The 25,342-nt window shown below is 39.6% G+C and carries 27 protein-coding genes; 10 read left to right on the top strand and 17 right to left on the bottom strand.

The features are described 5' to 3' along the window. Positions 1-116 precede the first annotated feature (116 nt). The 7 genes from nusG to cysS all read right to left on the bottom strand — a co-directional run bounded on the left by nusG (position 117) and on the right by cysS (position 4,299). Entirely contained in the window at positions 117-665 is a 549-nt protein-coding gene (nusG, locus tag FEZ08_RS01310) for a transcription termination/antitermination protein NusG (protein ID WP_138189891.1), read from the bottom strand. Between the two features lie 29 nt (positions 666-694). Beyond that, positions 695-913 (bottom strand): preprotein translocase subunit SecE, encoded by a 219-nt coding sequence (gene secE, locus FEZ08_RS01305; RefSeq protein WP_138189890.1) that lies wholly within the window; start codon positions 911-913, stop codon positions 695-697. Between the two features lie 16 nt (positions 914-929). Further along, complete coding sequence (gene rpmG, locus FEZ08_RS01300) at positions 930-1,082, bottom strand: 50S ribosomal protein L33 (protein WP_138189889.1); 153 nt, start codon at positions 1,080-1,082, stop codon at positions 930-932. Between the two features lie 144 nt (positions 1,083-1,226). Next, positions 1,227-1,793, bottom strand: coding sequence for a sigma-70 family RNA polymerase sigma factor (locus FEZ08_RS01295; RefSeq protein WP_138189888.1), 567 nt, complete (start codon positions 1,791-1,793; stop codon positions 1,227-1,229). 22 nt (positions 1,794-1,815) lie between these two features. Then, positions 1,816-2,553 carry a 23S rRNA (guanosine(2251)-2'-O)-methyltransferase RlmB gene (rlmB, locus tag FEZ08_RS01290; RefSeq protein WP_138189887.1) on the bottom strand — a complete coding sequence of 246 codons (738 nt, stop codon included), beginning with the start codon at positions 2,551-2,553 and terminating at the stop codon, positions 1,816-1,818. Next, on the bottom strand, positions 2,543-2,950 hold the full coding sequence (locus FEZ08_RS01285) for a Mini-ribonuclease 3 (RefSeq protein ID WP_138189886.1): 408 nt from the start codon (positions 2,948-2,950) through the stop codon (positions 2,543-2,545). The genes rlmB and FEZ08_RS01285 overlap by 11 nt, the downstream gene beginning before the upstream one ends. Then, entirely contained in the window at positions 2,947-4,299 is a 1,353-nt protein-coding gene (cysS, locus tag FEZ08_RS01280; RefSeq protein WP_138189885.1) for a cysteine--tRNA ligase, read from the bottom strand. The genes FEZ08_RS01285 and cysS overlap by 4 nt, the downstream gene beginning before the upstream one ends. Before the next feature lie 155 nt (positions 4,300-4,454). Here cysS and FEZ08_RS01275 point away from each other — a divergent pair, with 155 nt between their 5' ends. Further along, positions 4,455-4,934 carry an SRPBCC family protein gene (locus FEZ08_RS01275; RefSeq protein WP_138189884.1) on the top strand — a complete coding sequence of 160 codons (480 nt, stop codon included), beginning with the start codon at positions 4,455-4,457 and terminating at the stop codon, positions 4,932-4,934. Between the two features lie 35 nt (positions 4,935-4,969). On the opposite strand, the gene FEZ08_RS01270 is transcribed toward FEZ08_RS01275, so the two are convergent. The 3 genes from FEZ08_RS01270 to FEZ08_RS01260 all read right to left on the bottom strand — a co-directional run bounded on the left by FEZ08_RS01270 (position 4,970) and on the right by FEZ08_RS01260 (position 7,541). Continuing rightward, on the bottom strand, positions 4,970-6,376 hold the full coding sequence (locus tag FEZ08_RS01270) for a LapB repeat-containing protein (protein ID WP_138189883.1): 1,407 nt from the start codon (positions 6,374-6,376) through the stop codon (positions 4,970-4,972). A 115-nt stretch (positions 6,377-6,491) separates the two neighbouring features. After that, positions 6,492-7,175, bottom strand: coding sequence for a 2,3-diphosphoglycerate-dependent phosphoglycerate mutase (gpmA, locus tag FEZ08_RS01265; protein WP_138189882.1), 684 nt, complete (start codon positions 7,173-7,175; stop codon positions 6,492-6,494). Positions 7,176-7,295: 120 nt separating this feature from the next. Then, the gene (locus tag FEZ08_RS01260; protein WP_138189881.1) at positions 7,296-7,541 is read right to left on the bottom strand and encodes a SemiSWEET transporter; all 246 of its coding nucleotides are present in this window, start codon (positions 7,539-7,541) and stop codon (positions 7,296-7,298) included. A 151-nt stretch (positions 7,542-7,692) separates the two neighbouring features. Here FEZ08_RS01260 and FEZ08_RS01255 point away from each other — a divergent pair, with 151 nt between their 5' ends. Continuing rightward, positions 7,693-8,508 (top strand): HAD family hydrolase, encoded by an 816-nt coding sequence (locus FEZ08_RS01255; protein ID WP_138189880.1) that lies wholly within the window; start codon positions 7,693-7,695, stop codon positions 8,506-8,508. Between the two features lie 28 nt (positions 8,509-8,536). On the opposite strand, the gene FEZ08_RS01250 is transcribed toward FEZ08_RS01255, so the two are convergent. Continuing rightward, entirely contained in the window at positions 8,537-8,995 is a 459-nt protein-coding gene (locus FEZ08_RS01250; protein ID WP_171014867.1) for a GNAT family N-acetyltransferase, read from the bottom strand. A gap of 135 nt (positions 8,996-9,130) precedes the next feature. On the opposite strand from FEZ08_RS01250, the gene FEZ08_RS01245 reads away from it, so the two are divergent. The 3 genes from FEZ08_RS01245 (at position 9,131) to FEZ08_RS01235 (ending at position 12,209) form a co-directional block, all read left to right on the top strand. Continuing rightward, positions 9,131-9,778 (top strand): pentapeptide repeat-containing protein, encoded by a 648-nt coding sequence (locus FEZ08_RS01245; RefSeq protein ID WP_138189878.1) that lies wholly within the window; start codon positions 9,131-9,133, stop codon positions 9,776-9,778. Between the two features lie 12 nt (positions 9,779-9,790). Next, entirely contained in the window at positions 9,791-10,591 is an 801-nt protein-coding gene (locus FEZ08_RS01240; RefSeq protein ID WP_171014866.1) for a Cof-type HAD-IIB family hydrolase, read from the top strand. Between the two features lie 223 nt (positions 10,592-10,814). Further along, positions 10,815-12,209, top strand: a complete 1,395-nt coding sequence (locus tag FEZ08_RS01235; RefSeq protein ID WP_138189876.1) for a dicarboxylate/amino acid:cation symporter — start codon at positions 10,815-10,817, stop codon at positions 12,207-12,209. A gap of 107 nt (positions 12,210-12,316) precedes the next feature. Here the strand turns inward: FEZ08_RS01235 and FEZ08_RS01230 are convergent, their stop codons facing one another. Beyond that, entirely contained in the window at positions 12,317-14,272 is a 1,956-nt protein-coding gene (locus FEZ08_RS01230; RefSeq protein ID WP_138189875.1) for an ABC transporter ATP-binding protein/permease, read from the bottom strand. Positions 14,273-14,398: 126 nt separating this feature from the next. On the opposite strand from FEZ08_RS01230, the gene FEZ08_RS01225 reads away from it, so the two are divergent. After that, positions 14,399-14,965, top strand: coding sequence for a TetR/AcrR family transcriptional regulator (locus FEZ08_RS01225; protein ID WP_171014865.1), 567 nt, complete (start codon positions 14,399-14,401; stop codon positions 14,963-14,965). 37 nt (positions 14,966-15,002) lie between these two features. Here FEZ08_RS01225 and FEZ08_RS01220 read toward each other — a convergent pair whose 3' ends face one another. From FEZ08_RS01220 to FEZ08_RS01205, 4 genes are all read right to left on the bottom strand, one after another. Further along, a complete protein-coding gene (locus FEZ08_RS01220) occupies positions 15,003-15,995 on the bottom strand; it encodes a 2-hydroxyacid dehydrogenase (RefSeq protein WP_138189873.1) in 993 nt (330 codons plus the stop codon). 63 nt (positions 15,996-16,058) lie between these two features. After that, positions 16,059-17,111 (bottom strand): AEC family transporter, encoded by a 1,053-nt coding sequence (locus FEZ08_RS01215; protein WP_171014864.1) that lies wholly within the window; start codon positions 17,109-17,111, stop codon positions 16,059-16,061. 364 nt (positions 17,112-17,475) lie between these two features. Continuing rightward, positions 17,476-18,564, bottom strand: a complete 1,089-nt coding sequence (locus FEZ08_RS01210; RefSeq protein ID WP_138189872.1) for a glycerol dehydrogenase — start codon at positions 18,562-18,564, stop codon at positions 17,476-17,478. A gap of 144 nt (positions 18,565-18,708) precedes the next feature. After that, complete coding sequence (locus FEZ08_RS01205; protein ID WP_138189871.1) at positions 18,709-19,365, bottom strand: GAP family protein; 657 nt, start codon at positions 19,363-19,365, stop codon at positions 18,709-18,711. A gap of 474 nt (positions 19,366-19,839) precedes the next feature. Here FEZ08_RS01205 and FEZ08_RS01200 point away from each other — a divergent pair, with 474 nt between their 5' ends. The 4 genes from FEZ08_RS01200 to FEZ08_RS01185 all read left to right on the top strand — a co-directional run bounded on the left by FEZ08_RS01200 (position 19,840) and on the right by FEZ08_RS01185 (position 23,530). Beyond that, complete coding sequence (locus FEZ08_RS01200) at positions 19,840-20,802, top strand: ABC transporter substrate-binding protein (RefSeq protein WP_138189870.1); 963 nt, start codon at positions 19,840-19,842, stop codon at positions 20,800-20,802. A gap of 22 nt (positions 20,803-20,824) precedes the next feature. Continuing rightward, positions 20,825-21,715: an ABC transporter permease gene (locus FEZ08_RS01195; RefSeq protein WP_138189869.1), complete on the top strand. Its 891-nt coding sequence runs from the start codon at positions 20,825-20,827 to the stop codon at positions 21,713-21,715. Next, positions 21,715-22,518, top strand: a complete 804-nt coding sequence (locus FEZ08_RS01190; protein ID WP_138189868.1) for an ABC transporter ATP-binding protein — start codon at positions 21,715-21,717, stop codon at positions 22,516-22,518. Before FEZ08_RS01195 ends, FEZ08_RS01190 begins: the two co-directional genes overlap by 1 nt. A 121-nt stretch (positions 22,519-22,639) precedes the next feature. Then, complete coding sequence (locus FEZ08_RS01185) at positions 22,640-23,530, top strand: AraC family transcriptional regulator (RefSeq protein ID WP_138189867.1); 891 nt, start codon at positions 22,640-22,642, stop codon at positions 23,528-23,530. 40 nt (positions 23,531-23,570) lie between these two features. Here FEZ08_RS01185 and FEZ08_RS01180 read toward each other — a convergent pair whose 3' ends face one another. Beyond that, positions 23,571-25,229: a SulP family inorganic anion transporter gene (locus FEZ08_RS01180; protein WP_138189866.1), complete on the bottom strand. Its 1,659-nt coding sequence runs from the start codon at positions 25,227-25,229 to the stop codon at positions 23,571-23,573. Positions 25,230-25,342: the final 113 nt, after the last annotated feature.

The following is a 25,342-nucleotide window of genomic DNA, read 5'->3' as shown; positions in this document are numbered from 1 at the left end:
AAAACGTTTGAAATCAAAGGAAGTTGGGGAAAATTAGGAGGGAGCGTATCTTGATATACGTGACCGAGTAATTTTTTCCGACTTTCAAAGATTGCGAGCGTTTCTCAACAATCTAACTATGCACGTTCAACGTGACTAATACCTAACTCAACTTCAGTCTGGCGTCCAAGCATCAATACTTCAACCGTTACTTTCATTGTTTCCTTATCGATACCGATAACTTCACCAATGTGGTCTTCAAACGCACCTTCAATAATTCGTACAGTATCGCCAATACCAAAGTCAATTGCAATACCAACTTCAGCATTTTCAATACGTTCAAGAATTTCATCTACTTCCCATGGGTGCATTGGCGTCGGTTTAGAACCTTTTCCGTATGAACCAATGAAACCAGAAACTCCCGGTGTATTACGAACAACATACCAAGAATCATCAGTCATCAGCATTTCAACTAAAACATATCCCGGGAAAGTTTTCTTTTCCTTTTCTTTATGTTTTCCATCTTTTACTTCAACTTCAATTTCAGTTGGCACAACAACACGGAAAATTTTATCCTCCATGCCCATTGATTTAATCCGTTTTTCAAGGTTAGTTTTTACTTTATTTTCATAACCTGAATAAGTATGCACTACATACCAATTCTTTTCATTATAATAGTCTGCCATTCATTTCACCCGAACAATCTAAAAATTACTTAGTTAATGCCTACGATAATTTTAAGGAATTCACTGATAACAAAATCAACTCCTGTAAAATAAATCAGTAATACTGCACTAAACCCAAGCACTGTTAACGTTTTTACTAATAAATCTCCTAATGAGATCCATTCAACTTTAGTTAATTCACGAACAACTTCTACCGGAAAATGTAACATACGTCCGATAATGCCTCGTTTTTGTTCAACATTGCTCATTGTCAAACCCTACTCTCTACTTTGTTTCTTTATGTAATGTATGCTTTCCGCATCGTTTACAAAACTTCTTCATCTCCAAACGCTCTGTGTGATTCAATTTATTTTTTGTTGTTGAGTAGTTTCTGCTTAAACATTCTGTACAAACCAAAGTTACTTTTTGGCTACTCATAATTATCACACCACCGTTTCAAAAGATATCATAGTCCATAATACCATATATCCTCTGCTATTTCAATGAATTTATTTTGCTTTATTTCGGTTCAAAACTCATAAGAAAAAGCGATGCTGACATCGCTTTTCCAAAACTATTTTCCTAATTATCTTCAAGATAGCACTTCACTGCAGTCTTGGTTCTTGCTACTGTCCGGTACACCGTCTGCAATGAAATCCCTAACGCATCCGCAGTCGCTTGCGCGCTGCTCTGCTGTAAGTAACATTGAAAGGTGCGCCACTCACGTGGCTTGAGCACCTGCTCAAGTTCTGCCAGAACTTCAGTCAGCAAATGCTGGACCGTGCGAATTTCAGTAGTATGCTTATCACCTATCAATTGTTCATAATTATCATGTTCAATTTTTGTCATAATAGCTTTACGCTTATCTTGATTATTTCGGCGGCGGATATCAATAATCCGGCGCTGAATACAGTTTCTCACAAAACTCGCGAATGATACCCCGGCTTGCGGATTGTAGCAATCAAACGCCTCGATAACTCCCTGCCAGCCATATGACAAAATATCATCTTGCCGCAGAAACACACTTGAATATGTCCTACTTAAAAATTGCAGGTAATTTTCTATACGTCCGTAAAATATCATTTCAGCATCTTCATTTTTCTCACTTATCAAATAAAATAATTCTTCTTCGTTGACTTCATAAATCATTTTATTCTCCGTTTCATAAAAATTAACGACGGCTGCGATTTACCTCATACATTAATAATGCGGCCGCAACCGACGCATTGAGTGATGTAATTTTACCTTTCATCGGAATCGATACAAATAAGTCACAGTTTTTTTCCACAAGTTTACTGATACCATCACCTTCACTGCCAATTACCAGACAAAGCGGCATATCAAAACGTTCATCCCAATATGTCTGACCATCCATCTGCGCAGCTACAAACCAAATGCCTTGTTTCTTCATTTGCTCCATAGTTTGATTCAGGTTAGTAACTTGAATAATATGCAAGTGTTCAGTTGCTCCAGTTGCCGTTTTCAAAACTGTCGGCGTAATCCCGCTGGCGCGGTTTTTAGGAATAATAATTCCATGCACCCCAGCCGTTTCAGCACTCCGTAAAATTGCTCCCAAGTTGCGCGGATCAGTAATTCCGTCAAGCATGACAAAAAATGGCAGTTCATTGACAGCGTGTGCACTTGCCATTGCCGCCTCTAAACTACTGTAGCGGTATGGCGGCAACTCAACCACAACACCTTGATGATTTTCATCGGTAAAATTATCAAGCGTGCGGCGGCCAACAAATTCATAATTGACTTCACCTTCTTGGGCAAGGTCAACAAAAAGATGCTGGTCTTGTTTTTTCATACCATCATATATATATAATTTAGCGACTTGTCCCGGTGTATAAGTTAACAAATCAATAACTGTGTTTTTACCATAAGCAAGCATTCTATCATTTTTCATATAAATCTCCGGCTCCTTCAATAATCGCAATTGCCTGATCAATCAGCTCATCAGCACGCGCTTCATTTTTGTCCAAAACTAACCAACCAATAACCGCTTCAAACCCGGTACTCATCTTGTAAGTAATGACATCTGCATGTTTTGGTTTAGAATTTGTTTTTGCATTTCGTCCGCGCTTAAAGATATCTATTTCTGTCTCAGTTAAAGTTCCTTGCTCAATCAACGTCTGAATAATCGTCGCTTGAGCTGCCGCCTTCACAAATTGAGCCAATAATTTTTGCAACGTTTGCGCGTGGGTAATTGCTCGTCTCTCAACCAGATGACGTTTAATCTGCAATCCGTAATATGCATCACCGATAAAAGCCAAGGTTACACCATTATATAAGTCACTTCTCATCGAACCCGTACTCCTTGAGCCAATAGTTGATTACGAAGTTGATCGGCTAATTCAAAGTCTTTATCTTCACGTGCTTGTTTCCAATCAGCAACCAATTGAAAAACTTCCGGCGACCAAGATTCATTGTGGGTAACATGTAATCCTAGTACTTGGTCAATAACAAAGAAGGCACGTGTATACTCACTGACCAATTGCAAATCAGCTTCTCTGCTGCGAAGTAAAACATTTAATTGTTTATTAAGCTCATACAATGCACTCAAGGCATTTCCAGTATTGAAATCATCATCCATTGCTGCTTCGAACTCATCTAAAAGCGCTTGTACTTCCGGGCTGGTAATATGTTCGGCAATACCACGATTTGCCAGCTGTAAAATAGTATAAGCACTTTCGTATCCGGTTTGCAGACGTTCAATATTTTTTTGCGAACTTAATAAAGCTTCTTCACTAAATTGCAGCGGCTGGCGATAATGCGAACCTAAAATCCAGATTCTTACCGCTCTGCCGCTATATTCTGCAATAGCTTCACGCGCTAAAATAATATTGCCGACTGACTTCGACATCTTCTCGTCATTCATCTCAATAAAGCCGTTATGCATCCAGTATTTTGCCAACGGCTTATGATGGCACGCATAATTTTGCGCCGCCTCATTCTCATGATGCGGGAACTTTAAATCCATGCCGCCGCCATGAATATCAATTGATTCTTGAAAGTGTTTATCAATCATGACCACACATTCAGTATGCCAGCCAGGTCGCCCTTTCGACCAAGGCGAATCCCAGTTAACACCATTATCAGTTGCTTTCCAAAGGGTAAAATCCAGCGGATGTTCCTTTTTATCGCTTTCTTCGATTCTGCTGCCAGCAATTAACTGATCAATCTTTTGTCCGGAAATTTGCCCATACTCTTCAATTTTATTTACTCTAAAATAAACATCACCGTCTACCGCATATGCGTATCCAGTGTTAACTAAATTTTCTATATACTCAACAATATCAGTAATAACATCCGTCACTCGAATAATTGTCGGAATCTCAGAACCAAGCTTAGCAACATCCTGCAAATAGGCGTCTGCAAACATGCCGGCAACTGCAGTCTCATCAATTCCCATTTTTTGTGCGGTTGCGATAATTTTATCATCTATATCAGTTATGTTACTCACATAGTCCACTTCAAACCCGCTATACTCAAGATAACGACGCACAACATCATAAAAAACTGGTACACGTACATTTCCGATATGACTGTAATTATATACGGTTGGTCCACACACATACATTGACACCTTCGTTTGATGATGTGGTTCGAACAACTCCAATTGATTGCTTTTGGAATTAAAAACATGCAACATTTTTCATGACTCCTTTAAAAGTATTTACATCTCTCATATTGTATCACAAAATAACTATAAGCATAACCCAAAGAAAGCTAAAAAAATCTAACTTTTAAATTGCTAAAGAGTATAGTATAATAGAGTGGCATTTATGAAAGGGAGTGAATCCTTCTATGGCTAGCACTATGAAAAAGGAACACACATTTAAATTTCCTGTAGAGCAAGTATATGAAGTCGTTACTAGTTCAATCATTGAACAACAAAAAGCCCGAGGAACAACAAAGAACTTATCATACACACAACCAATCGGAACAGAGTTCGAATATACGTATGAACGTATGGGGCAAAAACTAACAGCACGATTCAAAATTGATGGATTTGAAAACAATAAACTTTTCGCTTACAGATTAAGCGCTGGTTCATTAGACAGTTTAACAACCTGGGAGTTTTCGAAAATCGATGCGAAAACCACAAAAGTACTCTATACTGAAGAAGCAACCAGCAGCAACAATTGGACAAATGCACAATTTTCATTCTTTGGCTGGATGAAAAAACGCGCTTTCAACAAACAAGCAAAAGCGTACTTTGCAGCTATTGAAAATGCAATTGTTCATAAATATTACAACGACGAATCAACATCAGAAGAAAAATAGGGATTAAAAAAGCACCTCTTTATGAGGTGGCTTTTTTATTTACGCTTTTTAAATAAAATTAAGCTTGCGATAAACAATAAACTACTACCGGCTAAAAGCGGAACTACTAGATTTTGTCCAGTTTCTGGCAATCCATTATTGTTTGAAGAACTGTTGTTTGCTGAACTGTTGTTATCAGTTGGATTAACCGGTCCGGTTGCTTTTATAATAACGGTGACTTGTACTGGCTCAGCTTTTACTCCCAACGTATTCTCAGCATTTAAAGTTACTGTATATGAGCCAGGAACTGCAAAATTTACTTGCGACAAGAAATCAGAAGTAATTGGCGAGCCATCATTGGTAAGTGCATGAATATCGCTTAAAAACTGAGCTTCCGATACTGAACTATCCGCATCATAGGTAATCTGTGGATCAGCAGTAATTACAACTGTGTGATCAACACTGAAATAATGATCATAAGTCCCACCACTAATTGAGTAGAAAGTATAACCCGGTGGCGATGCATATTGACCGGCACTCCAAGCATAACGTGCGTTATATTCAATCATTTCAATACCATCAAATTCTTCTCGAGTTACTCCGCTAACAGTAATACCGTTAGCATCAATAGTCAGTCGGCTTGCTGGTAACGCAACATCATTAAAGCCGAAAAAGGTATTACTTGGAGAAGTTGATGTTGAAAATGGCGATTGCTCACCATCAAAATTGGTTAAGCGATTGGGCATCATTGAAAATGGAAAATAAATTGTTCCTGCCGTCTGATCATACTGCAGATTTGTTGCATGCAAAGGCGTTACCGGATCATAGCGACCAGTATTTTGCAAAGCACCTGCCATAGAAGCCAACTTAGGAAAATTGTTAATAGCAGTAAAATCGGTAATCCCGCAGTTTTGAACTGAAAGCTGGGTTAAATTTGGCAAACTTGCCAATGCCGAAATATCAGTAATTCGCATATTGCCTTGCGTCCAAAAATAATTAAGATTTGGTAATTGATTGAACTTCACAAACTCATCGCTTGAAATTGACGAAGTCAAATGAAAGCTTTGCAAAGCGGTCATACCGTTCATATCAGGAAGCGTTGTAACATTTGCTCCCCCTAAATTTAAATTTGTCAGGTTAATAAGCGCAGTAAGTGGCGTAATATCAGCACCAGTAAACGAAGTTGCACTTAAAGATTGTAAGTTTATTGCATACTCTATCCCGGTGAAATCAGCAATTGACGGGCTTGCCGTAGTGCTCAAATTTGTCAACGTCTCCATTTGGGTATCAGTAATATCAGCTGTATCTGCTTGTCCCAAAGCGCGATTCAATTGCGTTTTTAAACCAGCATCAGGTATATTAATAACTATACCCTCAGCCGCAGCAGACGGAATTGCAAAATAACCGATTATTCCTGCCATCAAGATTATTCCCAGAAGTACCTTTACATATTTATTTTTCATTTATATTCCCCACAGTTCTAGTTTGAGTTTGTAATTTAATTTATATTAACAATCTTTGTACCATAAATCAATTAAATCATAAATTTTTTTACATTATCCTAAACTGAGTAAGTTTTTACAAATAGTATTTATTCAGTACTTTAAAATTATCATCCAATTCATAAACCAGTGGTTTACCGGTCGGAATTTCTAAATCCATGATGTCATCATCACTGATTCCCTCAAGGTGTTTAGCCAAAGCACGCAAGCTATTACCATGAGCTGCAATAACGACTTCTTTTCCCGCCTTTAAACTTGGGGCAATCTCATCCTCCCAATATGGCAGCACCCGTTCTAAAGTCACTTTCAAATTTTCACCGCTTGGTAATGTGCTTGTATCTAACATTTGATAGCGGCGGTCGAACTTAGACTGACGCGGATCATCTTCTTCAAGCAATGGCGGCAGCACATCATAACTACGACGCCAGATATGAACCTGATCGGCACCATATTTCTCTGCTGTTTCTTCCTTATTTAAACCTTGCAATGCTCCATAATGACGCTCATTCAAACGCCAAGATTTGTACACTGGCACCCACAACTCCTCCATCTCTGCAAGCACTAAATTCAAAGTATGATTTGCTCGCGTTAACACCGATGTATAAGCAACATCAAAGGCAAACCCTTTTTCTTTCAACAGTTTTCCGGCAGCTCGTGCTTCAGCTACACCCTCTTCAGATAAATCAACATCGGTCCAGCCGGTAAATAAATTCAACTTATTCCATTCACTTTGTCCATGACGAATCATAACTAATCTCATAATCGTTCACTCCTTATGTATTAATTTTATCACTATTTAATGATTTCAGTGTGTTATATGCCTTAAAAGCCAAAAAAGCCGGGGACGCAGCGTCCCCGGCTTTTAAAAGTTCTCCCCCAACTATTTATATTTCAACTTCATTGCTAAAATAATCGCGGCAAATATAAAGGTGATTACATTTGCTAGAATAATCGAGATGTCCCCAATATAGATGCCATAAATGGCCCAGCAGAACACGCCAAATGTAAAGAACGAATACATGCCCAGCGAAATACTGCTGGTATCTTTTTCTTTTACGGTTTTAATTGCTTGCGGCAGAAACGAAATCGTTGTACAAACCGCAGCAATATATCCTAAAAACTGCATATTATTATATCTCCTCAATAAACTAAAATCATTCTATATTATACCACTTTATTCTTAGTGTCACTAGCCAGTTACAAGTTTGGCACTATTGCAAGGCTAAATAATGTGGTAGAATAAAGCTACTTGCATATATAAAAGGGAGACTTATAAAATGAAGAAATACTTAATCTGCAGTGACATTGATGGTACACTTATGCAGTCTAATCATACAATTGGTGAAGCAACTTTGGCAAAAATTCATCAGTTACAGGCTGATGGTCACATTTTTGCCGTTGCGACCGGGCGCATGCCGGTCGCTGCTCACGAAGTGGCGCAATCAGTTGGGCCGCTGACAAATGTTATCGGCAGCAATGGCGCTTATCTGGCAACACCCGAGGAAGAAATTATCGAGGTGCGTCTCGGCCGCGAAGCTGCAGTAATTGCTTATGATATCTTGAAGAAGTATGATATTCCCTTCTTTTTCTTTGCCCGCAAAGGTATTTACTACAATCAGTTGTCGCCAAAACGCTTTGAGCCGGCTGACCGTGACCGGGTGTATATAAAGGATGACACTGCTGAAATTATTTGTGTTGAAGACCGAGATGTCTTTTTACAACATGCTGACGAATACATGAATGCAGTTGCTATTTCCGAAGATAATTTACCGGCATTAGAACAAGCTCGTGCTGAACTCAAGCAAGTTGCTTCAATACATATTGAGTCATCACGTTTTAACAATATCGAAGTTATTCCTTTACATGTTAATAAGGGTGAAACAGTAAAACGACTTGCTGCTTATCACAATATTCCAATTGAAAACACGATTGCTTTCGGCGATGGCGAAAATGATATTTCAATGTTGCAAGCAGCCGGCATTGGTGTCGCAATGGGCAATGCTGAAGATGCAATTAAGGCAATAGCTGATGTGGTTACTGCAAGCAATGATGAAGAGGGTATCGTTCAATTCTTAGATTCGATAAATTTATAAAAAAAGACACCCCCTTGGGGTGTCTTTTTTATTTTAATTTCAGGCTCATAAAGGTGTCAGATTTTTCAAAACCATATTTAGTATACAATGGTTGGCCTTGTGCTGTCGTCGCCAATTGCACATACCCACAACCGCGTTCTTTAGCTTTTTTAATCAGGCGATCCAATACTGAGCGGGCTATGCCTTGATGGGTATGAACCGGTTCTACGAACATGCTTGTAATATATGCGTTCAGGCCGCTATTGTTGTCATAGCTTGGCACACTTTCGTAGAAGAAAACTGTTCCGGTTGCAATGAGTGCATTATCCATTGTTACCAATATTGCCACACAGTTTTCGTCAGCCAGGTTCTTGCGAAAATAATTTCTAATATTTTGTTCCAATTCATTTGTTGCTTTGCCACTATCAGCAACTAAATCCAGAAACCCAAGTCGTAAGCGGACCAGCAAATCTAAATCCGCCATTGTTGCTTCACGATATTCAATCATGATATCACGCCCTTTCACTATCTTAATAATACCACATTTTTGTCAATTTCACGAATAAAGCTCCCTTGCTTTCTGTTTCTGACCTTTACAATTATTGGCAATTACGATAGGCTAATACTAAGCAGGTGATTCATTATGGCAGCAAAAATTCAGGCTCCAAAAATCCAAGAACAACTAACTGAAATCAATTTTTTTAACTATGACGACAACTATTTCAACAAGTGTCAGCTAAGTAATATTACAATTGCTGATGCAATTGATGAACGTCTCAACTTTGATGAGGTGATTTTTGAAAAAGTAACGTTCGAAAACGTGACTTTTTCCGAGCTTAAACTTAGTGATGTCTTATTTGAAAATTGTATTTTTATTAACTGCGATTTTTCCGAAGTAATCGCCCATCGGGTATTGATTAGCAAGTCAAAATTGGTTGGCGCTAATTTTGGTTCAAGTTTTTTACGCAATTTCCAGGTGAGTGATTCCAATTTGCAGATGTGTGCGTTTAGTTATGCCGATATTAAAGGCGCGCGCTTTACTAATTGTAATTTTAAGAGCAGCGATTTTTTTGAGAGCAAGTTCGATGGCGTTCAGTTCTATGAATGCGATTTATATGAGGTTGATTTTCACGGAACCTCACTTGATGGTGTAGACCTGACAACTTGCCAATTTCAAAAGCTTGTGGTTTCTCCCGAAAGTTTAAGCGGCTGTATTGTTTTACCGGACCAAGCTTTGGCATTTGCTAAAATATTTGGTTTGGTTGTTTCAGATACACCAAATTATGAGTAAAGGATGATGTTTATGCATGCCAAATATAAAATTGCCTTTTTTGATATTGATGGTACTTTAGTTGATAGTTATGCCAGTGGCGATACTATGTTTGAGAAGATTCCGCAGTCTGCTAAAGATGCGATTCGTAAACTTGAAGCTAATGGTATTATTACCGCAATTGCCACCGGACGCGGTAAGGCAATTATTCAAGAATTGGTTGATGCTCTAGGGATGCACAGTTACATTTCTTCTAATGGGCAGAGTTTAGTTTTTCATGGCGAGGAAATCCACAAGGAGTTCGTCGCTGAGGAGAAAATTACGATGATTCTTGATGCTTTGCACGAGCGAATTGAAAGCGGCGAGGTTATTATTGGTTACGAAACCCCAAGCGGACGGATCATTGCTGACCGGCAGTTGTCTGATTTCGATAAACGTTTTGATAAATATCCGCAGATCAATGGTTCCTTGAATGATTACAAGCACCATGATGTTTACCAGGTTGCGATTTATTGTCAAGATCGCGATAGTATTTCAATTGATGTGCCCGGAGTGAGCGCCAAGGTGGTTGCTCCGGTGGTTTTGAATGTTATCCCCGAACATGTTTCCAAGGCTTATGCCATTGAGAAGATGCTGGCGGAACTTGGCATTGATAAGTCTGAGGCAATTGCTTTTGGCGATGAGCTGAATGATTTGGAGATGTTTGGCGCGGTCGGTTTGCCAATTGCGATGGGCAATGCGGTGCCGGAGCTGAAAGCGGCGGCGGCTTATGTGACTGATGATGTGGACAAAGACGGCATTTATAATGCTTGTGTTCATTTCAATCTTATCTAGGTACGAAAAAAAGTTCCCCGCGGGAACGTTTTTTCTTTACTTTTTCCCACTGACACTGTTATAATTGTAAACGAATCATCCTTTAAGTAAACACGAGAGGTTTGCAAGGAAACTATATCTGCACGTACAAGTGTAAGCTTATTTGATGGATCAAATAAGCTTTTTTTATTGTGCTTTTTTGGATGAATCACATTTTACACTATTCTAGATGGGAGTCCTGCTTATGAAAAAAATGTCTTTTACTAAAAAAACCATGATTGCACTTATTGCCGGCTTATTAGTCGGTATCGGCGTCATTCTCTTGCGCGAACAACTCACCGCAAGCGGTAATGAAAATATCTGGCAAACAATCAACAGCATCCTCTTTGCCGATATTACTGCTGAAGGCAACAATCAAGCCATCGGCATCTTCTACATCATCGGTCAATTATTTGTCCGCGCTTTGCAGCTGGTACTGATTCCGTTAATTTTCACTTCGATTGTGAAGGCGATTCAGCATATTCATGATACCTCAATGTTAAATAAATTAGCAAAGAAAACTTTTGTCAATTTCATCCTGCTATCAGGCTTGGCATTAGCACTTGGTACTCTAGTTGGCTTCACCGCTTATCAATTGGGCATCTTCCACTTTACTGCTCCGAGTGACTTAACAACGGTCAGTGATGCAACAACCGGTGGCAATCCGCTAAATGTTGTTCTTAACTTGATTCAGCCAAACTTGTTAGCAACCTTTACTAGCAATGGCTCAATTCTAGCAGTTGTTGTGTTGGCAATTTTAATCGGTATTGGTATTCAAACTTTAGGCAGCAAAATTTCAATCCTGCCAAAACTTAACAATGAAGTGCATGACTTATCGATGAAGTTCCTCAACTTTGTTATCACTAAAGTCGGGCCAATTGCTATTTTTACCTTACTGGTGCGAACCTTTGCATCATACGGTGTTCAATACTTGCAACCGGCAATTATCTACATGATTCTGACAGTTGCAGCGCTCTTTGTCTTCGCACTTGTCATCATGCCATTAGTATTGCTCTTCATTCCTAAACTATCCCCAATCCCTTACCTAAAGAAAATCTACAAAGTTGCTGTTTTCGGCTTCTCAACCTCATCATCAGCAGCAACCTTGCCATTGAACATGGAAACCACAAGCAATGACCTCGGCGTCGATGAAAGTCTGGTCTCATTCGTGACACCACTGGCAACAACCCTCAACATGACCGGCACTGCCATCATGCAAGTCATCGCCACCTTCTTCATTGCCAGCGTCGCCGGCTACTCAGTTGGCGGTATCGAGATTATGGCTATCATCGCCCTCGCCTTTGTCGGCTCAATCAGCACCCCGGCAGCACCCGGTGCCGGCGCCATCCTGCTCTTCACCATCATCAGCGGCCTTGGTTTCACCAACCCGGCCGCGCTGGCAGCCTACACCTTTATTCTGGCAATTAACCGCCCGGTTGAGATGCTGGTAACTGCGGTGAATGTCCTTGACGACAGCATCAGCGCCCTGTGCATTGGTAAATCGATGAATATGCTCGACGAGTCAGTATATAATAACATGGAAAAGGATTTACAAGAAGAAAACCTAAGTGTAGCGACAGTTATTGACGCTGTTGAGTAAGAAAAAAAGGCATGGAGCTTTAGCTCCATGCCTTTTCACTTTTATGCCAAATAATTATTCAGATTATCTATTCACGATGCGTTTACCGTGTAATTCTCAACTCAATATTAGTCTCTTTTTAAGGCGATTACCGGATCAACTTTTGCAGCTCGCGATGCAGGATACAGGCCGGCAATTGTGCTGACAACCACACTCATAACAACGCCAATTATTATATATTGCACAGTCATTGCCACCACATCATAGCCAATAATTTGAGCAACAACCGTATTAATCACAAATTGCAGAATAAAGGCTGAGGTAACTCCGATTAACGCGGTAAGTAAACCAATCAAAAAGGCCTCACCGGTAAAAATTCTTCGGATATCTTTTTTTCGGGCACCAAGTGATCTGAGAACACCGATTTCTTTGGTCCGTTCTACAACACTAATATACAAAACAACTAAAATCATAATTGCCGAAACAAACAATGATATTCCGGAAACAGCAGCCAATACTAAAGTAACTGTGCTTATCATATCATTAAATATGTTGGCAATTGTTTCTGACTGCGAACCGCTATAGCCAAGGTCGGTGACTGCTTGCTTCACTGACTGAGCATCATCTTCACTGGCTGCCACCAAATATATTGTGTTCGGTTCAAGGGAAATATCATTATCTTGTGCCAGCTTAGTGAGCAAGTCATAGTCAACATAAGCACTTGATAAATTAGCAATACTTCCGTTACTTGAGTGATATGTTCCACTCACAGTCAATTCTTTTGTTATCAAGGTGTCATTGAGTTTAAACTCTACTGTTATAACTTTGCCAACCAGTGATTCAGCATACTTTTCATTTGTACCTTCGTCAATTAATATTTCATTACCACTTGGCATTGTTCCACTACTGATACTGCTGTTTGTCATTGCCTGCGATACTGTAGCAATTGTTGTAACAACCTGTTCTTCATCATTATAGACGATTTTATTGTCATTCATTGAGGTCGTGCTAAAGCCATACTCAACACTCTCAACATTCGCTATATCTGAGAGTTCACTAATTTCACTTTGCGTAAATACTTCTTTTTCATTTAAAAAAGTTGAAGGATCCGGTGCCAGCGATGAGGAAGACTGGCTTGATTCTGTTGGTTTAGTTACTTCAACCACTAATGGATTTACAAACTCCTGCATCATATTGTTCATATAATTAGTGATGCCATTTCCAAGTGAGAGCATTAAGACGACACTCATTATGCCAATAGATGAGCCAAAAGAAACAAGTAAGTTTCTGGTTTTCTTCTCTTTCATATTTTTAAATGCCATCTTTAAGCTATTGAAAAATGATAGTTTTCCTTTTGAATGCCCTTGAGTTTTTGCGTTATTCCATTGTTCCGGCTGAACTTCTTTTTTGCTGATATCTTCAACAATTAGTCCATCCGCAATACGAACTACCCGGTCTGATGCGGCAGCAACACTTTGAGAATGTGTTACCATAATAACAAGTTTGCCTTCATCTGCAATACTCTTTATTAATGCCAATATTTGCTCGCTTGTTTCCGAGTCAAGTGCGCCTGTTGGTTCATCAGCCAGAAGTATTTCTGGGTCATTGATAAGTGCCCGGGCAATTGCAACACGCTGCATCTGACCACCCGAAAGCTGATTAGGTTTTTTTGATAAATGATTTTCCAGTCCGACTTTTTTTAATATTGCTTTAGCTCTTTCATCACGCTCTTTTTTGTCTATACCTGCCAATATGCAAGATATCGTCACATTTTCCAGTACCGTATAGTGCGGAATAAGATTAAATGACTGAAAAACAAAGCCGATTTTATCTTTTCGATAATTATCAATCTGATGACTATTCATAGTTTTGATATCCACATCATCAACACTGATTTCTCCGGTATAATCAAGGTCAAGCGCACCAATCAAATTCATTAATGTACTTTTACCACTGCCTGATTCTCCAATAATAGATACTAATTCTCCCGAAGAAAAATCAACATCAATTCCTTTAAGGGCAATAAATTCATTATCCTTTGATATTTTATATGATTTTTTTAAGTTTCTGATTTTTAATAACATTGTAAGCTCCTTGTTATGAATATTTTTAAATTTGACAAACACCGTGTTGTCTATTATTATATGGTGTGCAGGTAGTCAATTCAACCAACAATGTTTGCAATTTTGTTGCCTATAAGGAGGCCATGCATGACTAAACATGAATTAAAAAAACTAGAAACTAAACAAAAAATAATTGAAGCATTCTGGACTATTTATACTAAAAATGGCATAGAGAAAACAACCATAAAAGAAATCACCGCTTTGGCAAAGTGCAATCGTTCAACATTCTATGCCCACTTTGAAGACGTTTATAGTCTATTAGAAGAGATAGAAGATTCATTAATACCAACCATTCATGAATTACCACCAACAAAAATAAAGACCGAAGATGAGCTGTTGCTTGCATCTGAGACAATCCTTGATATGTATAAAAAAAATGCTAAGTATTTCACGGTGTTGCTCGGGGAAAAAGGAGATCCAAGATTTCAAAGAAAGATGAAGGATACACTCAAACCGCTCGTCAAGCAAATGTTAATCAGCCGCGGTCAAAAGAACGATGCAGCACTTGACTATACTGTTGAATACTATTTATCCGGAGCGCTAGGGTTAATGATGTACATATTTTCTCAGGAAAATGCTCCTGATACTGAAAAAGTGCTTTCGATTATTCAGAACTTGCAACCTATTCATCCGAATCTTCCTTTCGAAAACTAAAAAAGGCATGGAGCTTTAGCTCCATGCCTTTTCACTTTTATGCCAATTGATTTTTCGAACTACCGGTTTCAATGAATTCCTGTAAGTTCTCGTATGATGTTTCCACCATATTTGTTACCGCTTCATCCGTGTAAGAACCGATATGCGGTGTAATTAATACCCGTGGATAAAGATCCATCAATTTTTTCAGATCAGCATTTTCAATTTCACTGTTCTGTAAATCTTTGTAGAAGAATGATGCTTCACCTTCAAGGACATCAGCACCAAATCCAGCTAATTGACCGCTTTCAAGAGCAGCGATTACTGCTTTAACATCGTGCAGTTCACCACGTGCAGTATTAACTAAGATTGCGCCTTTTTTCATTTTACTAATAACATCCGCTGTAATAACTGTTCCTGTCGCCGCACTATATGGACAGTGCAATGAAATAACGTCTGATTCAGCAATCAATTGTTCAAAGCTTACTTGTTCAACAATATCGTCTACGCCTTCTTTAGGGAATGCGTCATAACTCAATACGCGAGCACCAAGGCCTTTGAATAATTTAGCAGTTGTTAAACCGATTTTACCAAGACCAACAATCCCAACTGTTGAATTGCGGATTTCCGGGCTAAACATAAAGTTATCAGCAATGAAGTTTCCTTCATGAGTTCGCGCAACTGTATAGGCAGTATGACGCACCAACATCATTGCCAAAGTTAATGCTAATTCACCAATTGCATTCGGCGAATAGAATGGCACGTAAGCAACTTTTAAGCCAAGTTCTTTAGCAGCATCCAGGTCAATATGATTGTAACCAACAGTACGAGTTAAAACATATTTCACCCCATAATTTTTATAGATTTCTAAATTCTTACGATCTGCTGGGCAATTTCCGCGTAACATAACCGTTTCACAACCGTCTGCCGCATGAACAGTCTCATCATTAAGCAATTCAGGAATGCATTTTAATTCAAAGCCAAAGCTTTCATTCAATTTCTCGAAGAATGGTAATTCAACATCGCGAACCCCATAGCACAATACTTTCATTTTTACTCCACCTTTTTTAAAAGAGATAGAGCTATTTCGATAAAATCGAAACAGCTCTTTTCATTATACTAAAATTCCTGCAGTGTTTAAAACGGTCATTACAATAATCCATCCAATAATTGCAAATACAGCCAGCACTGTGGTTAACAATGATGCATTAGAAGCAAAGATTGCTTCTTTATCAAAGTTAATTGCATAAGCAACTGCAACCGTTGCCGGTGGTGTTGCCAACATAATCATGATTGCTGTAATTGCTTCATAACCTAATGGCAAGAATGTTGCGTTTAAAGCAAACATAATCAATAAGAAGATACATGGTACAACCAATAATTTCATTACACCGTATACCCAAACCAATTTTTCTTTAACCGCTTCACTGATTGAAATACTAGCCAATGTCATACCAATTGCCAACCAAGCTAACGGTGAGCTTAATGAACCAAGGTATGTAAATCCTTGAAATACCCATGGCAATGTTTGATCAATACGCAGGAACGCGAAGCTTGCTGCTTCACCATCAACCATTACCGTTACTTGTGGTAAGTATGGTTGTGTTAACCAAATAACTAACCCTAAGAATGTTGCAATGATAATTGGATTTAATAAAATTTGTTTTAAGTTCTTCGTTTCGAACTTAACCCCTGACATTGTGATTAATCCATAAGAGTATAAGAATACACGGTAGGCAATGTTAAATAAGTTTGCATATAATGTTCCGGTTTTTCCCAATACCGCATTGATAATCGGAATACCGAAGAAAGTTGTTGAACCAAATACAGTTAAGATTTCTAAAGTATCTTTTCGATCACCTTTTTGGCGAATATATAATAATTTAGAAATGATAATCAATAAGATATACGCAACAAATCCGAAGATAAATACATTTAATCCTGTTGTAAATGTTTCCGGTGTAATATTTGTCATAAATGAGTTGAACGCTAATGCCGGTAATGCCACTGACAAAAGAATTGTACTCAAAGTTTTCCCGGCTTTATCATCAACGATATTCTTTTTACGTAAGAAGTATCCTAACAAAATAATAAAGATTGTTGAGAAAATTGCACCTAACAATTTATTGTTGGTTAAAATTGTCCCTAAAATTTCCATGATGTTCATAATATATAACCTCCATAGTTTCATTGTTCACTTTATAACCCATTTTTTTGCACAATTGAATTAAATTGTACAAAAGTAAACAATTTCGAACTTTCTCATTCTAGCATATTTCTGCTGTTTAACACAAGCAATATCGTAAAAATTCTATGCTATATAAGGTTATTTTCATTCAGATAAAAATCAGTTTAAATTTTTTGACCAATTTAACAATTTAATACGCCACTTTTTCATTCACTATTTCACTTTTGTTTGTCTTTAAAAAATCAGTTTCTGAACGAATTAATGTTCTATTTTGTTCTTTTTTGAAAAGAAAAATCCCCGGTCCGCCTCGTGCGGACCGGGGATTCAAATTTCTCCCTAAGAATTAAAATGCTGCACCGAGTTTATCAGCAGTCAACAATGCCGCATAAACATCTTGCGGTGTTACTTCAAATGGCATGTTGTAAATCGTTTCGCCTTCGCTGCAAGCAAGCTCGGCAACTTCCAGCCATTTTTCCTGAGCAACATGTTCAACACCAAGCTCAGCAAAAGTTGTTGGCAAACCTTGCTCCTTACAGAAGTTGATAACTGTGTAAAGTTCTTCTTGCGGAGCATTTTCCAACACTAACTGGGTGATTGTTCCGAAAGCAACTTTTTCACCATGATAGAGGTGGTGCATTTCTTCAATAACCGTCATCCCGTTATGAATCGCATGAGCAGCCGCCAAACCGCCACTTTCAAAACCAATGCCGCTTAAATACGTATTCGCTTCAACAATATCTTCCAAAGCTTTAGTGACAACTTTGTTCTCAGCTGACAGGCGCGCTGCCGTGCCGCTCTCTAATAATGTTTCAAAGCACAACTCAGCGAGTGCCATCGCCGCTTTGGTTGATTGCGCGCCAGCCATTGCTGTGGCGTTCGAGCGCTTGCAGGCGCGAGCCTCGAAGTATGTTGCCAGGGCATCGCCCATACCGGCAACTAACAGTCGCGCCGGTGCTTGAGCAATGATCTCAGTATCCACTAAAATCAGATTTGGGTTGTGCGGTAAGAATAGGTACTCATCGAATACACCTTCATCAGTATACAATACTGTCAGAGCACTGCATGGTGCATCAGTCGATGCAATTGTCGGCACAATAACAACCGGCAGCTTGCTGTAATATGAAACTGCTTTAGCGGTATCTAACGTTTTACCGCCGCCAATGCCGACAACACAATCGATTTTGTCAGTTTCAATCCGTTTACCAATACGGCTTACTTCGTTTCTAGAAGCCTCACCATTAAAGTTTTCGAAGTGAAGAATACCGCTGCTTACAGCATAACTGCGTTCGATTTTATCTTTAGTAATCCCCATAACAAAGTCATCAGCAATAAATAACGGGTTTTCCCCTAATGGTCGCACATAGTCAGCAATAGTAGCAATTGCTCCTTCTTTCTGCACATATTTAGCTGGTGAAAGTATTATTTTCTCCATCAAAATCACTCCTTCAAAATTTCATTCTATGCTTTAATGGTACCGTTTTCCAAAATTATTCTCAAATGAAGTGATAATTTTTCATTAAAAAGAAAATCCCCGGTCCGCCATGGGCGGACCGGGGATTCAAATTTCTCCCGAAAATTAAAATGCTTTACTGATGACACTGAGGCCAATAAATAATAATAGCACTGCCATAATAATTGCGTTGTTTTTAATGAGCCAGTCACGGACTACATCCAGGGTTTTGTTCAAACGATCACCTGATATTAGAAAGGCAATGGTTGGTACAATTATTGTTGAGCTGGCAATTAACAAGAAAATAATTGTGGCTGCAACATTCTCACCAACACTCAAGTTTAAAGTTCCAACACCCACTCCGGCAGTTAATGATAACAACAAGTTTTTAGGATTAACCGCAGCTAATGCAAAACTGAAAACTGTTGCGCCCAGTGGTTTAATCGCGCTCATTTTTTCAAACCATCCCGGCGTTTTTACTTCTTCGCCATTTTTCGGCCGATTATGAAACTCACGTCCGGCAACAACAAAGAGCAAGAGCCCCAACACAATGTATACAATACGAGCAATCATACCCGGCTCGCCGCCACTGCTGATGGCACCCATGAAAATCATCGCAATTAAAAATACAATTAAATTCCCCAGTACCCATCCTAATGTATAAAACAAACTGTTTACCTTTGCCTTTTTACTCAATAAAATGAGGATTAAGCCAACGATTGGAAATGGGCTGATAGCCACTCCGACCGCCGGCGATAATAACGCACCAATTGCTGCTCCCATAATAAAACCTTCTCTCTTCTATTTTCATTATATATTAAAATAGAAGTAGTGACTACCAAACAACACTTGTTTTTCCACATTTATGATAAATTATGTGAATTATCTAATATTATAAGAATATAATTGACAGTAATGCTGTTGCCTGCTATCATTAAAGCAATAAAAATTATTGTGGAGGTTCGAGCTATGCAAACGCCGATTAAAAACCTGAAACAATTAAATAATTTTTACTTTAGCTATTTTAGATGCTGTTTGTAGTCATGAAACTAACATGGGTGCAAACAAACGTTTGTATCTATGTTGGCTAAAGCATTTTGCAATACCAAAAGCCACATGGATAGATAAGAACTCTATTCTAGGTGGCTTTTTCTTTTTATTTAAATTGACGAGCTGAACACGATTTGAGATTTTATCTATCCAAATCGTGTTTTTTGTTACAGCTAAAGAAAGTTTAAACAAGAAGGAGTTTATATCATGAAAAAATTATTATCTATCGGAGCAATCATCTTGCTCACAGCAAGCGCCTTGGCGGGATGTGCCGGAGGCAACACGGCCAGTGACGGCACAGTGCGCATTGGTATTTTACAATTAATTAGTCACCCCTCTTTGGATGCTGCGCGTGAAGGTTTCTTGGAAGCATTGGCAGAAGCCGGTTATGTTGAGGGTGAGAATTTAGAAATTGATTACCAAAATGCTCAAGGCGACCAGGCGAATCTGAAAAGTATGAGCGAACGGTTAACTAAGAACAATGATTTGGTTTTAGCAATTGCCACACCAGCGGCACAAGCGTTGGTGAATGAAGGCAAAGATGTGCCAATTATGATTACTGCAGTTACTGATCCGGTTGATGCTGGTTTAGTGCAATCAATGGAAGCACCTGGTGGTACTGTGAGCGGAACCAGCGATATGGTACCGATTGAGAAACAAGCTGCTTTATTGATGTCAATTGTACCAAATGCCAAAACGGTTGGTATTCTTTATAATTCAAGTGAAACTAATTCACAGATTCAAGCAGATTTAGCTAAAACTGCTCTTGAGGCTGCCGGAGTTACCGTTAAGGAATTGACGGTTACATCAACTAATGATGTGCAGCAAGTAACTGAAACTTTAGCAAAACAAGTTGATGCTATTTATATTCCAACTGATAACACCCTTGCATCAAGTATGCCGACAGTTGCAAGCGTTGTTGAAAAGTACAATGTCCCGGTTATTCCTGGTTCGACTGATCAAGTAGAAACCGGAGGGTTGGCAACATTTGGTATTAACTATCATGACTTAGGGAAGCAAACCGGTGAGATGGCAGTTAAAGTATTAAAAGGTGAGGCAACTCCGGCAACAATGCCAGTTGAAACTTCACAAAAATTACAATTAGTCATTAATCGCGAAACAGCTGAAAAGATCGGTATTGATCCAGACAGCATTGTAGCGCCGAATTAATTGATAAAGGAGCAGAAATTTTATGGACATTTTATTTTCAAGTGTTTCCCAGGGATTTATCTGGGCAATAATGGCAATCGGGGTTTACCTGACTTACCGAATTTTGGACATTGCCGATTTAACTGCTGAGGGTTCGTTTCCTTTAGGAGCGGCGGTCTGTGCGGCGTTAATTACCATTAACGTGCACCCGCTGCTTGCAGTTTTGGCCGGGTTTGGTGCTGGAATGATTGCCGGACTTTGTACCGGGTTGCTCACGACAAAGCTTAAAATACCGGCACTTTTGAGCGGTATTTTAACTATGACCGCTTTATACTCAATCAACATGCACGTTATGGGTCAAGGGAACTTGAATTTAATTGGCAAGGAAACTTTGGTTCAGTGGTTAGCGCCGCTTGGGCTTTCAAGTGATATGGCGATGCTGGTTATCGGTGGTGTAATGATTGCTTTAGTAATTCTTGTGTTGTTTTTATTCTTTAACACTGGTCTTGGATTGGCAATTCGCGCGACCGGCGATAATGAGACAATGAGCAAGGCGAATGGTGTGCGAACTGATCGGATGAAGATAATTGGCTACATGATTTCAAATGGTTTGATTGCTCTTAGCGGAACACTGATGGCGATGAATAATGGGTATGCTGATATCAGTATGGGTATTGGGACTATCGTTATCGGACTTGCGGCAGTTATCATTGCCGAGGTGATTTTCCACAATCTGACTTTTGGTATGCGTTTGCTGACTATTGTAGTTGGGGCTATCATTTACCGTCTGATTATGGCAATTGTCTTCGAACTCGGTATTAACCCGATTGATTTGAAATTAGCAACGGCAATATTACTGACAATCGCCCTTTGCTCGCCGCTAATTAGCAATGCCATTAAGCAACTTGGTAAAAAGAAAGGAGCAAAATTTTGATGTCTGCACTACTCACTTTAGAGAATATTCAAAAAACATTTCATGCCGGTACGGTCAATGAAAACCACGTTTTAAAAGGAGTGAATTTGAGCTTGGCGCACGGCGACTTCGTTACCGTAATTGGTGGCAATGGCGCTGGTAAGTCTACTCTGCTCAATACTATCGCCGGCACGCTGCTGGCTGATTCCGGCACTATCACTCTAGATGGTGCCAACATTACCAAGCATTCAGTTGAAAAACGTTCAAAATGTATCGGTCGCGTCTTTCAAGACCCGCGTCTAGGTACGGCAACGAGACTTTCAATTGAAGAAAACTTAACCTTGGCAATGAATCGCGGTCGTACACCTAGTATATTTTCGCGCATTACCAATAAAGACCGTAATTTCTTCCGCGAACAATTAGTGAGTCTTGATCTCGGTCTTGAAGAACGACTCAAAGCTGAAGTCGGTTTATTATCTGGCGGTCAACGACAGGCACTGACTTTGCTGATGGCAACTTTAATTGCGCCAAAATTACTGCTTCTTGATGAACATACCGCAGCTCTGGATCCTAAAACCAGTCAATCGGTTTTGGCACTAACAGATAAACTGGTTGCTGAAAAAAATCTGACAACGATAATGATTACTCATAACATGGATGATGCTTTGAAGCATGGTAATCGTTTGATTATGTTGCATGAAGGTCAGATTGTTGTTGATGTCAGCGGTGCTGAAAAGGCACAGCTGGGAGTCACCGATTTGCTGGCACTCTTCCAGAAAAATAGTGGTACCGAGTTGGTGGATGATTCGGTTTTATTAAGATAGAAAAAGACGGCCTCCGTTTGGGAGAGGCCGTCTTTTTACATTTTCCCCAAAATAAAAGCATTCTCTGTCAAGAATAGTCAGGAGCTTTGTAGTACACTTAAGTCAGAAGGGAGCGATTCACATGGAAGCTTGGGATTCAATTAATACAGTTACTAACTATATTGAAGCACATTTAGCAGATAAACTGACCATTGAGGATTTGGCGAAAACTGCCTGCCTCTCACCATTTTACTTTCAGAAGTTGTTCAAAAGACTTGTTGGTACTACCGCAATGGAGTATGTAAAATTCAGGAGATTGGCAAAAATTTCCGAGGAACTTAAACTTAATAATTCGAATAATATTCTGACTATCTGTCTGCAATATGGATTTGAAAATCCGGAAACTTTTTCGCGTAACTTTAAGGAAGCATATGGTATGACACCTTCCGAATATCGGAATAATCCAATTATTTTATCACATTTCACTAAACCGGATATAGCTTTGCATTATACGATTATTGACGAAGATGTACCGATTGTTACTGATGGTATTGTTCTGGAAGTAACCAGAAAAACGTTGGCGCACCCCAAATATTTTTCCGGATTTACCGCTACCGGCGTGCTTGAACCGCCAAGTGCAGACCCGCTTGAAGCGGTTTGGAATACACTTCATCAGACCAAGAAAGATATTAAAGGATACCTGCCTGACGGGAATGAAATCGGCGTCAATCTAAACCTTGCAAAAAGAACTAAAGAAGTCAAATATTTTGCTGGTGCTGAAACTGATAAGGAGTACGCCGATGATACTCTGGAACACTATACCCTAACCGCTCGCAACTATATTGTTTGTCAATTCGAAGCCGAGAACTTTGAGATGCTTATCACCGATACCATCACCAAAGTTTATCAATATATGTATTTGTGGGTAAGAAATAAAAAAATCGCCGTTTCCCCCGAGGCGATAGAGCTTTATTATGGTTCAACTCCTGATAGTTCTTACATGGAGTTATGGATTCCTTTGAAGGGTGAATAAGTTGGAAAAAGACGGCCTCCAGATCGGAGAGGCCGTCTTTTTATATTTCTATCTCTGCCCGCATTAAAGCTTCGTCTATGGTTTTGGTCAGGTGATTTTCAATGTCATTGCTCACATGATTTTTGCGCAGATCATCGCGGAAACGACCAATGGTGTTGGCGAAATAATATTGAATGTGCTGTTCTTGATAATGGGACAACAAGTCACGAATAGTGTCAGCTGCTGTTACATCAATGTGGGTTATGGCGCTGGCATCGATGATGACAACTTTAGGATTATCTTTTTTAGTTGCTCGGTCCAAGCCGTTTATAAAGGTATTAATATTAGCAAATACCAGTGGACTGCTATAACGATAAATCACTACTCCTTCAATGGCTTGGGCATCATCATGGCGATGCATATCGAAATAGCCTTCGCGTTCAGGAATGACCCCTAATTCAGCTGATTGCGATGATACCACATTGGCAATAATAACCAGAAATGACAGTACAATACCAACCATGACGCCAAAGAGGACGCCTACTAAAAGCACACCCAGCAGTGACACCAGCCAGATTGTTGCTTCACGTTTCGTATGACGGAATAGCGCGATAGAAACATCAATGTCAATGACACCTACTAATGCTGCAAGCACGATTGCTGATAAAACCGGTTGCGGCATATAGTAAAGCAAGCCACTTAAGAAGAGTAATACAAAAGCGATAACTCCTGCAGCTACAATTGAAACTACTTGGGTTTTGCCGCGGAATTGTTCGTTAGCGGCAGTTCGCGATACACTGGCGCTGGTAGGTGCGGTTCCAGAAATTGCTGCTGCAATATTAGCAACGCCGTAAGCAAAGATTTCGCGGTTATCATCGACCGTGTATTTATTGCGCATTGCAAAACTTTTGCTTGGCAGCAATGAGCCGGCAAAGCAAGCTATTGCCGAGACCAGACCACCAAGGATAACAAAGGTCCAGTTATCAATAGCAGCAAAATCAGGCAGTGAAAATGCCGGCAATCCTTGAGGAATCTCCCCGACTATAACCACGCCATATTGATCTAAGCGGAAAAATGCCGTTATCGCTGTTCCCAGCACTAATATAATAAGTGCCACCGGTATCTTACGAAAGAATTTTTTAGCTACTAATATAATTGCCGCGGCGATGATACCCATGACCAGCGAAATCCAGTTAATGCCGCCAAGTTGAGTAAAAATCGCGGAAATGTTTGCGAAGAAATCCGAGCCGCCACCGCTGACTCCCATTATCTTGGGAATTTGACCAACGATAATGGAAATACTGATGCCGGAAATGAAGCCGCTCATAACCGGGGTTGAGATGTAGGATGCGAAGCGCCCGAGGTGCAGCGCTGCGAAGAGGAGCATGAAGACCCCGGTGAAGAATGCCAAAAGCGGCGCGTAGATGAGCGCTTCGGTTGAACCAGCGGCGATTCCGGCAGCAAGCAGAATTGAGCCGGTCACCGCACTGGCAGTGGCATCAATGCCGTAAATCAGCTGTGGTGAGCTGGCGAAGATGATGTATGCGAGGACCGGTAGAAACGATGCATACAGGCCATATATAGGGGGCAAGCCTGCTACTTGCGCGTACCCCATTGAAACCGGGATAGTTAATGCTGCCACAACAACGCCAGAAATGACATCATTGCGCAAAAATTCTTTTTTATAGCCTTTTATTGAGAGTAAAATATAATTGAACATCTTCCATCCGCCCTTTGCAAATCTTTTGCTAGTTTCATTATAAGTTGCTATTTTTTATCTTGCAATGATTTGGCAATAAATTGTGAAAATAAGAAAAGTCCGCTCCTGGTGGG

Source organism: Culicoidibacter larvae (genome assembly GCF_005771635.1).
In the GTDB taxonomy this organism is placed as follows: domain Bacteria; phylum Bacillota_I; class Bacilli_A; order Culicoidibacterales; family Culicoidibacteraceae; genus Culicoidibacter; species Culicoidibacter larvae.
The sequence above is the reverse complement of the archived record's forward strand: the minus strand, read 5'-3'. Positions and strand labels throughout refer to the sequence as shown.

Excerpts from the sequence above, each read along its gene's own strand:
- FEZ08_RS01285 (WP_138189886.1), bottom strand. The coding sequence starts at position 2,950 with ATGAGAAGTGACTTATATAATGGTGTAACCTTGGCTTTTATCGGTGAT.
- FEZ08_RS01295 (WP_138189888.1), bottom strand. The coding sequence starts at position 1,793 with ATGATTTATGAAGTCAACGAAGAAGAATTATTTTATTTGATAAGTGAG.
- FEZ08_RS01180 (WP_138189866.1), bottom strand. The coding sequence starts at position 25,229 with ATGTTCAATTATATTTTACTCTCAATAAAAGGCTATAAAAAAGAATTT.
- rlmB (WP_138189887.1), bottom strand. The coding sequence starts at position 2,553 with ATGAAAAATGATAGAATGCTTGCTTATGGTAAAAACACAGTTATTGAT.
- FEZ08_RS01275 (WP_138189884.1), top strand. The coding sequence starts at position 4,455 with ATGGCTAGCACTATGAAAAAGGAACACACATTTAAATTTCCTGTAGAG.
- FEZ08_RS01260 (WP_138189881.1), bottom strand. The coding sequence starts at position 7,541 with ATGCAGTTTTTAGGATATATTGCTGCGGTTTGTACAACGATTTCGTTT.
- FEZ08_RS01235 (WP_138189876.1), top strand. The coding sequence starts at position 10,815 with ATGAAAAAAATGTCTTTTACTAAAAAAACCATGATTGCACTTATTGCC.
- FEZ08_RS01190 (WP_138189868.1), top strand. The coding sequence starts at position 21,715 with ATGTCTGCACTACTCACTTTAGAGAATATTCAAAAAACATTTCATGCC.
- secE (WP_138189890.1), bottom strand. The coding sequence starts at position 913 with ATGAGCAATGTTGAACAAAAACGAGGCATTATCGGACGTATGTTACAT.
- FEZ08_RS01195 (WP_138189869.1), top strand. The coding sequence starts at position 20,825 with ATGGACATTTTATTTTCAAGTGTTTCCCAGGGATTTATCTGGGCAATA.
- nusG (WP_138189891.1), bottom strand. The coding sequence starts at position 665 with ATGGCAGACTATTATAATGAAAAGAATTGGTATGTAGTGCATACTTAT.
- FEZ08_RS01215 (WP_171014864.1), bottom strand. The coding sequence starts at position 17,111 with ATGAACATCATGGAAATTTTAGGGACAATTTTAACCAACAATAAATTG.
- FEZ08_RS01210 (WP_138189872.1), bottom strand. The coding sequence starts at position 18,564 with ATGGAGAAAATAATACTTTCACCAGCTAAATATGTGCAGAAAGAAGGA.
- FEZ08_RS01225 (WP_171014865.1), top strand. The coding sequence starts at position 14,399 with ATGACTAAACATGAATTAAAAAAACTAGAAACTAAACAAAAAATAATT.
- rpmG (WP_138189889.1), bottom strand. The coding sequence starts at position 1,082 with ATGAGTAGCCAAAAAGTAACTTTGGTTTGTACAGAATGTTTAAGCAGA.
- FEZ08_RS01250 (WP_171014867.1), bottom strand. The coding sequence starts at position 8,995 with ATGATTGAATATCGTGAAGCAACAATGGCGGATTTAGATTTGCTGGTC.
- FEZ08_RS01255 (WP_138189880.1), top strand. The coding sequence starts at position 7,693 with ATGAAGAAATACTTAATCTGCAGTGACATTGATGGTACACTTATGCAG.
- gpmA (WP_138189882.1), bottom strand. The coding sequence starts at position 7,175 with ATGAGATTAGTTATGATTCGTCATGGACAAAGTGAATGGAATAAGTTG.
- FEZ08_RS01205 (WP_138189871.1), bottom strand. The coding sequence starts at position 19,365 with ATGGGAGCAGCAATTGGTGCGTTATTATCGCCGGCGGTCGGAGTGGCT.
- FEZ08_RS01240 (WP_171014866.1), top strand. The coding sequence starts at position 9,791 with ATGCATGCCAAATATAAAATTGCCTTTTTTGATATTGATGGTACTTTA.
- FEZ08_RS01270 (WP_138189883.1), bottom strand. The coding sequence starts at position 6,376 with ATGAAAAATAAATATGTAAAGGTACTTCTGGGAATAATCTTGATGGCA.
- cysS (WP_138189885.1), bottom strand. The coding sequence starts at position 4,299 with ATGTTGCATGTTTTTAATTCCAAAAGCAATCAATTGGAGTTGTTCGAA.
- FEZ08_RS01245 (WP_138189878.1), top strand. The coding sequence starts at position 9,131 with ATGGCAGCAAAAATTCAGGCTCCAAAAATCCAAGAACAACTAACTGAA.
- FEZ08_RS01220 (WP_138189873.1), bottom strand. The coding sequence starts at position 15,995 with ATGAAAGTATTGTGCTATGGGGTTCGCGATGTTGAATTACCATTCTTC.
- FEZ08_RS01185 (WP_138189867.1), top strand. The coding sequence starts at position 22,640 with ATGGAAGCTTGGGATTCAATTAATACAGTTACTAACTATATTGAAGCA.
- FEZ08_RS01230 (WP_138189875.1), bottom strand. The coding sequence starts at position 14,272 with ATGTTATTAAAAATCAGAAACTTAAAAAAATCATATAAAATATCAAAG.
- FEZ08_RS01200 (WP_138189870.1), top strand. The coding sequence starts at position 19,840 with ATGAAAAAATTATTATCTATCGGAGCAATCATCTTGCTCACAGCAAGC.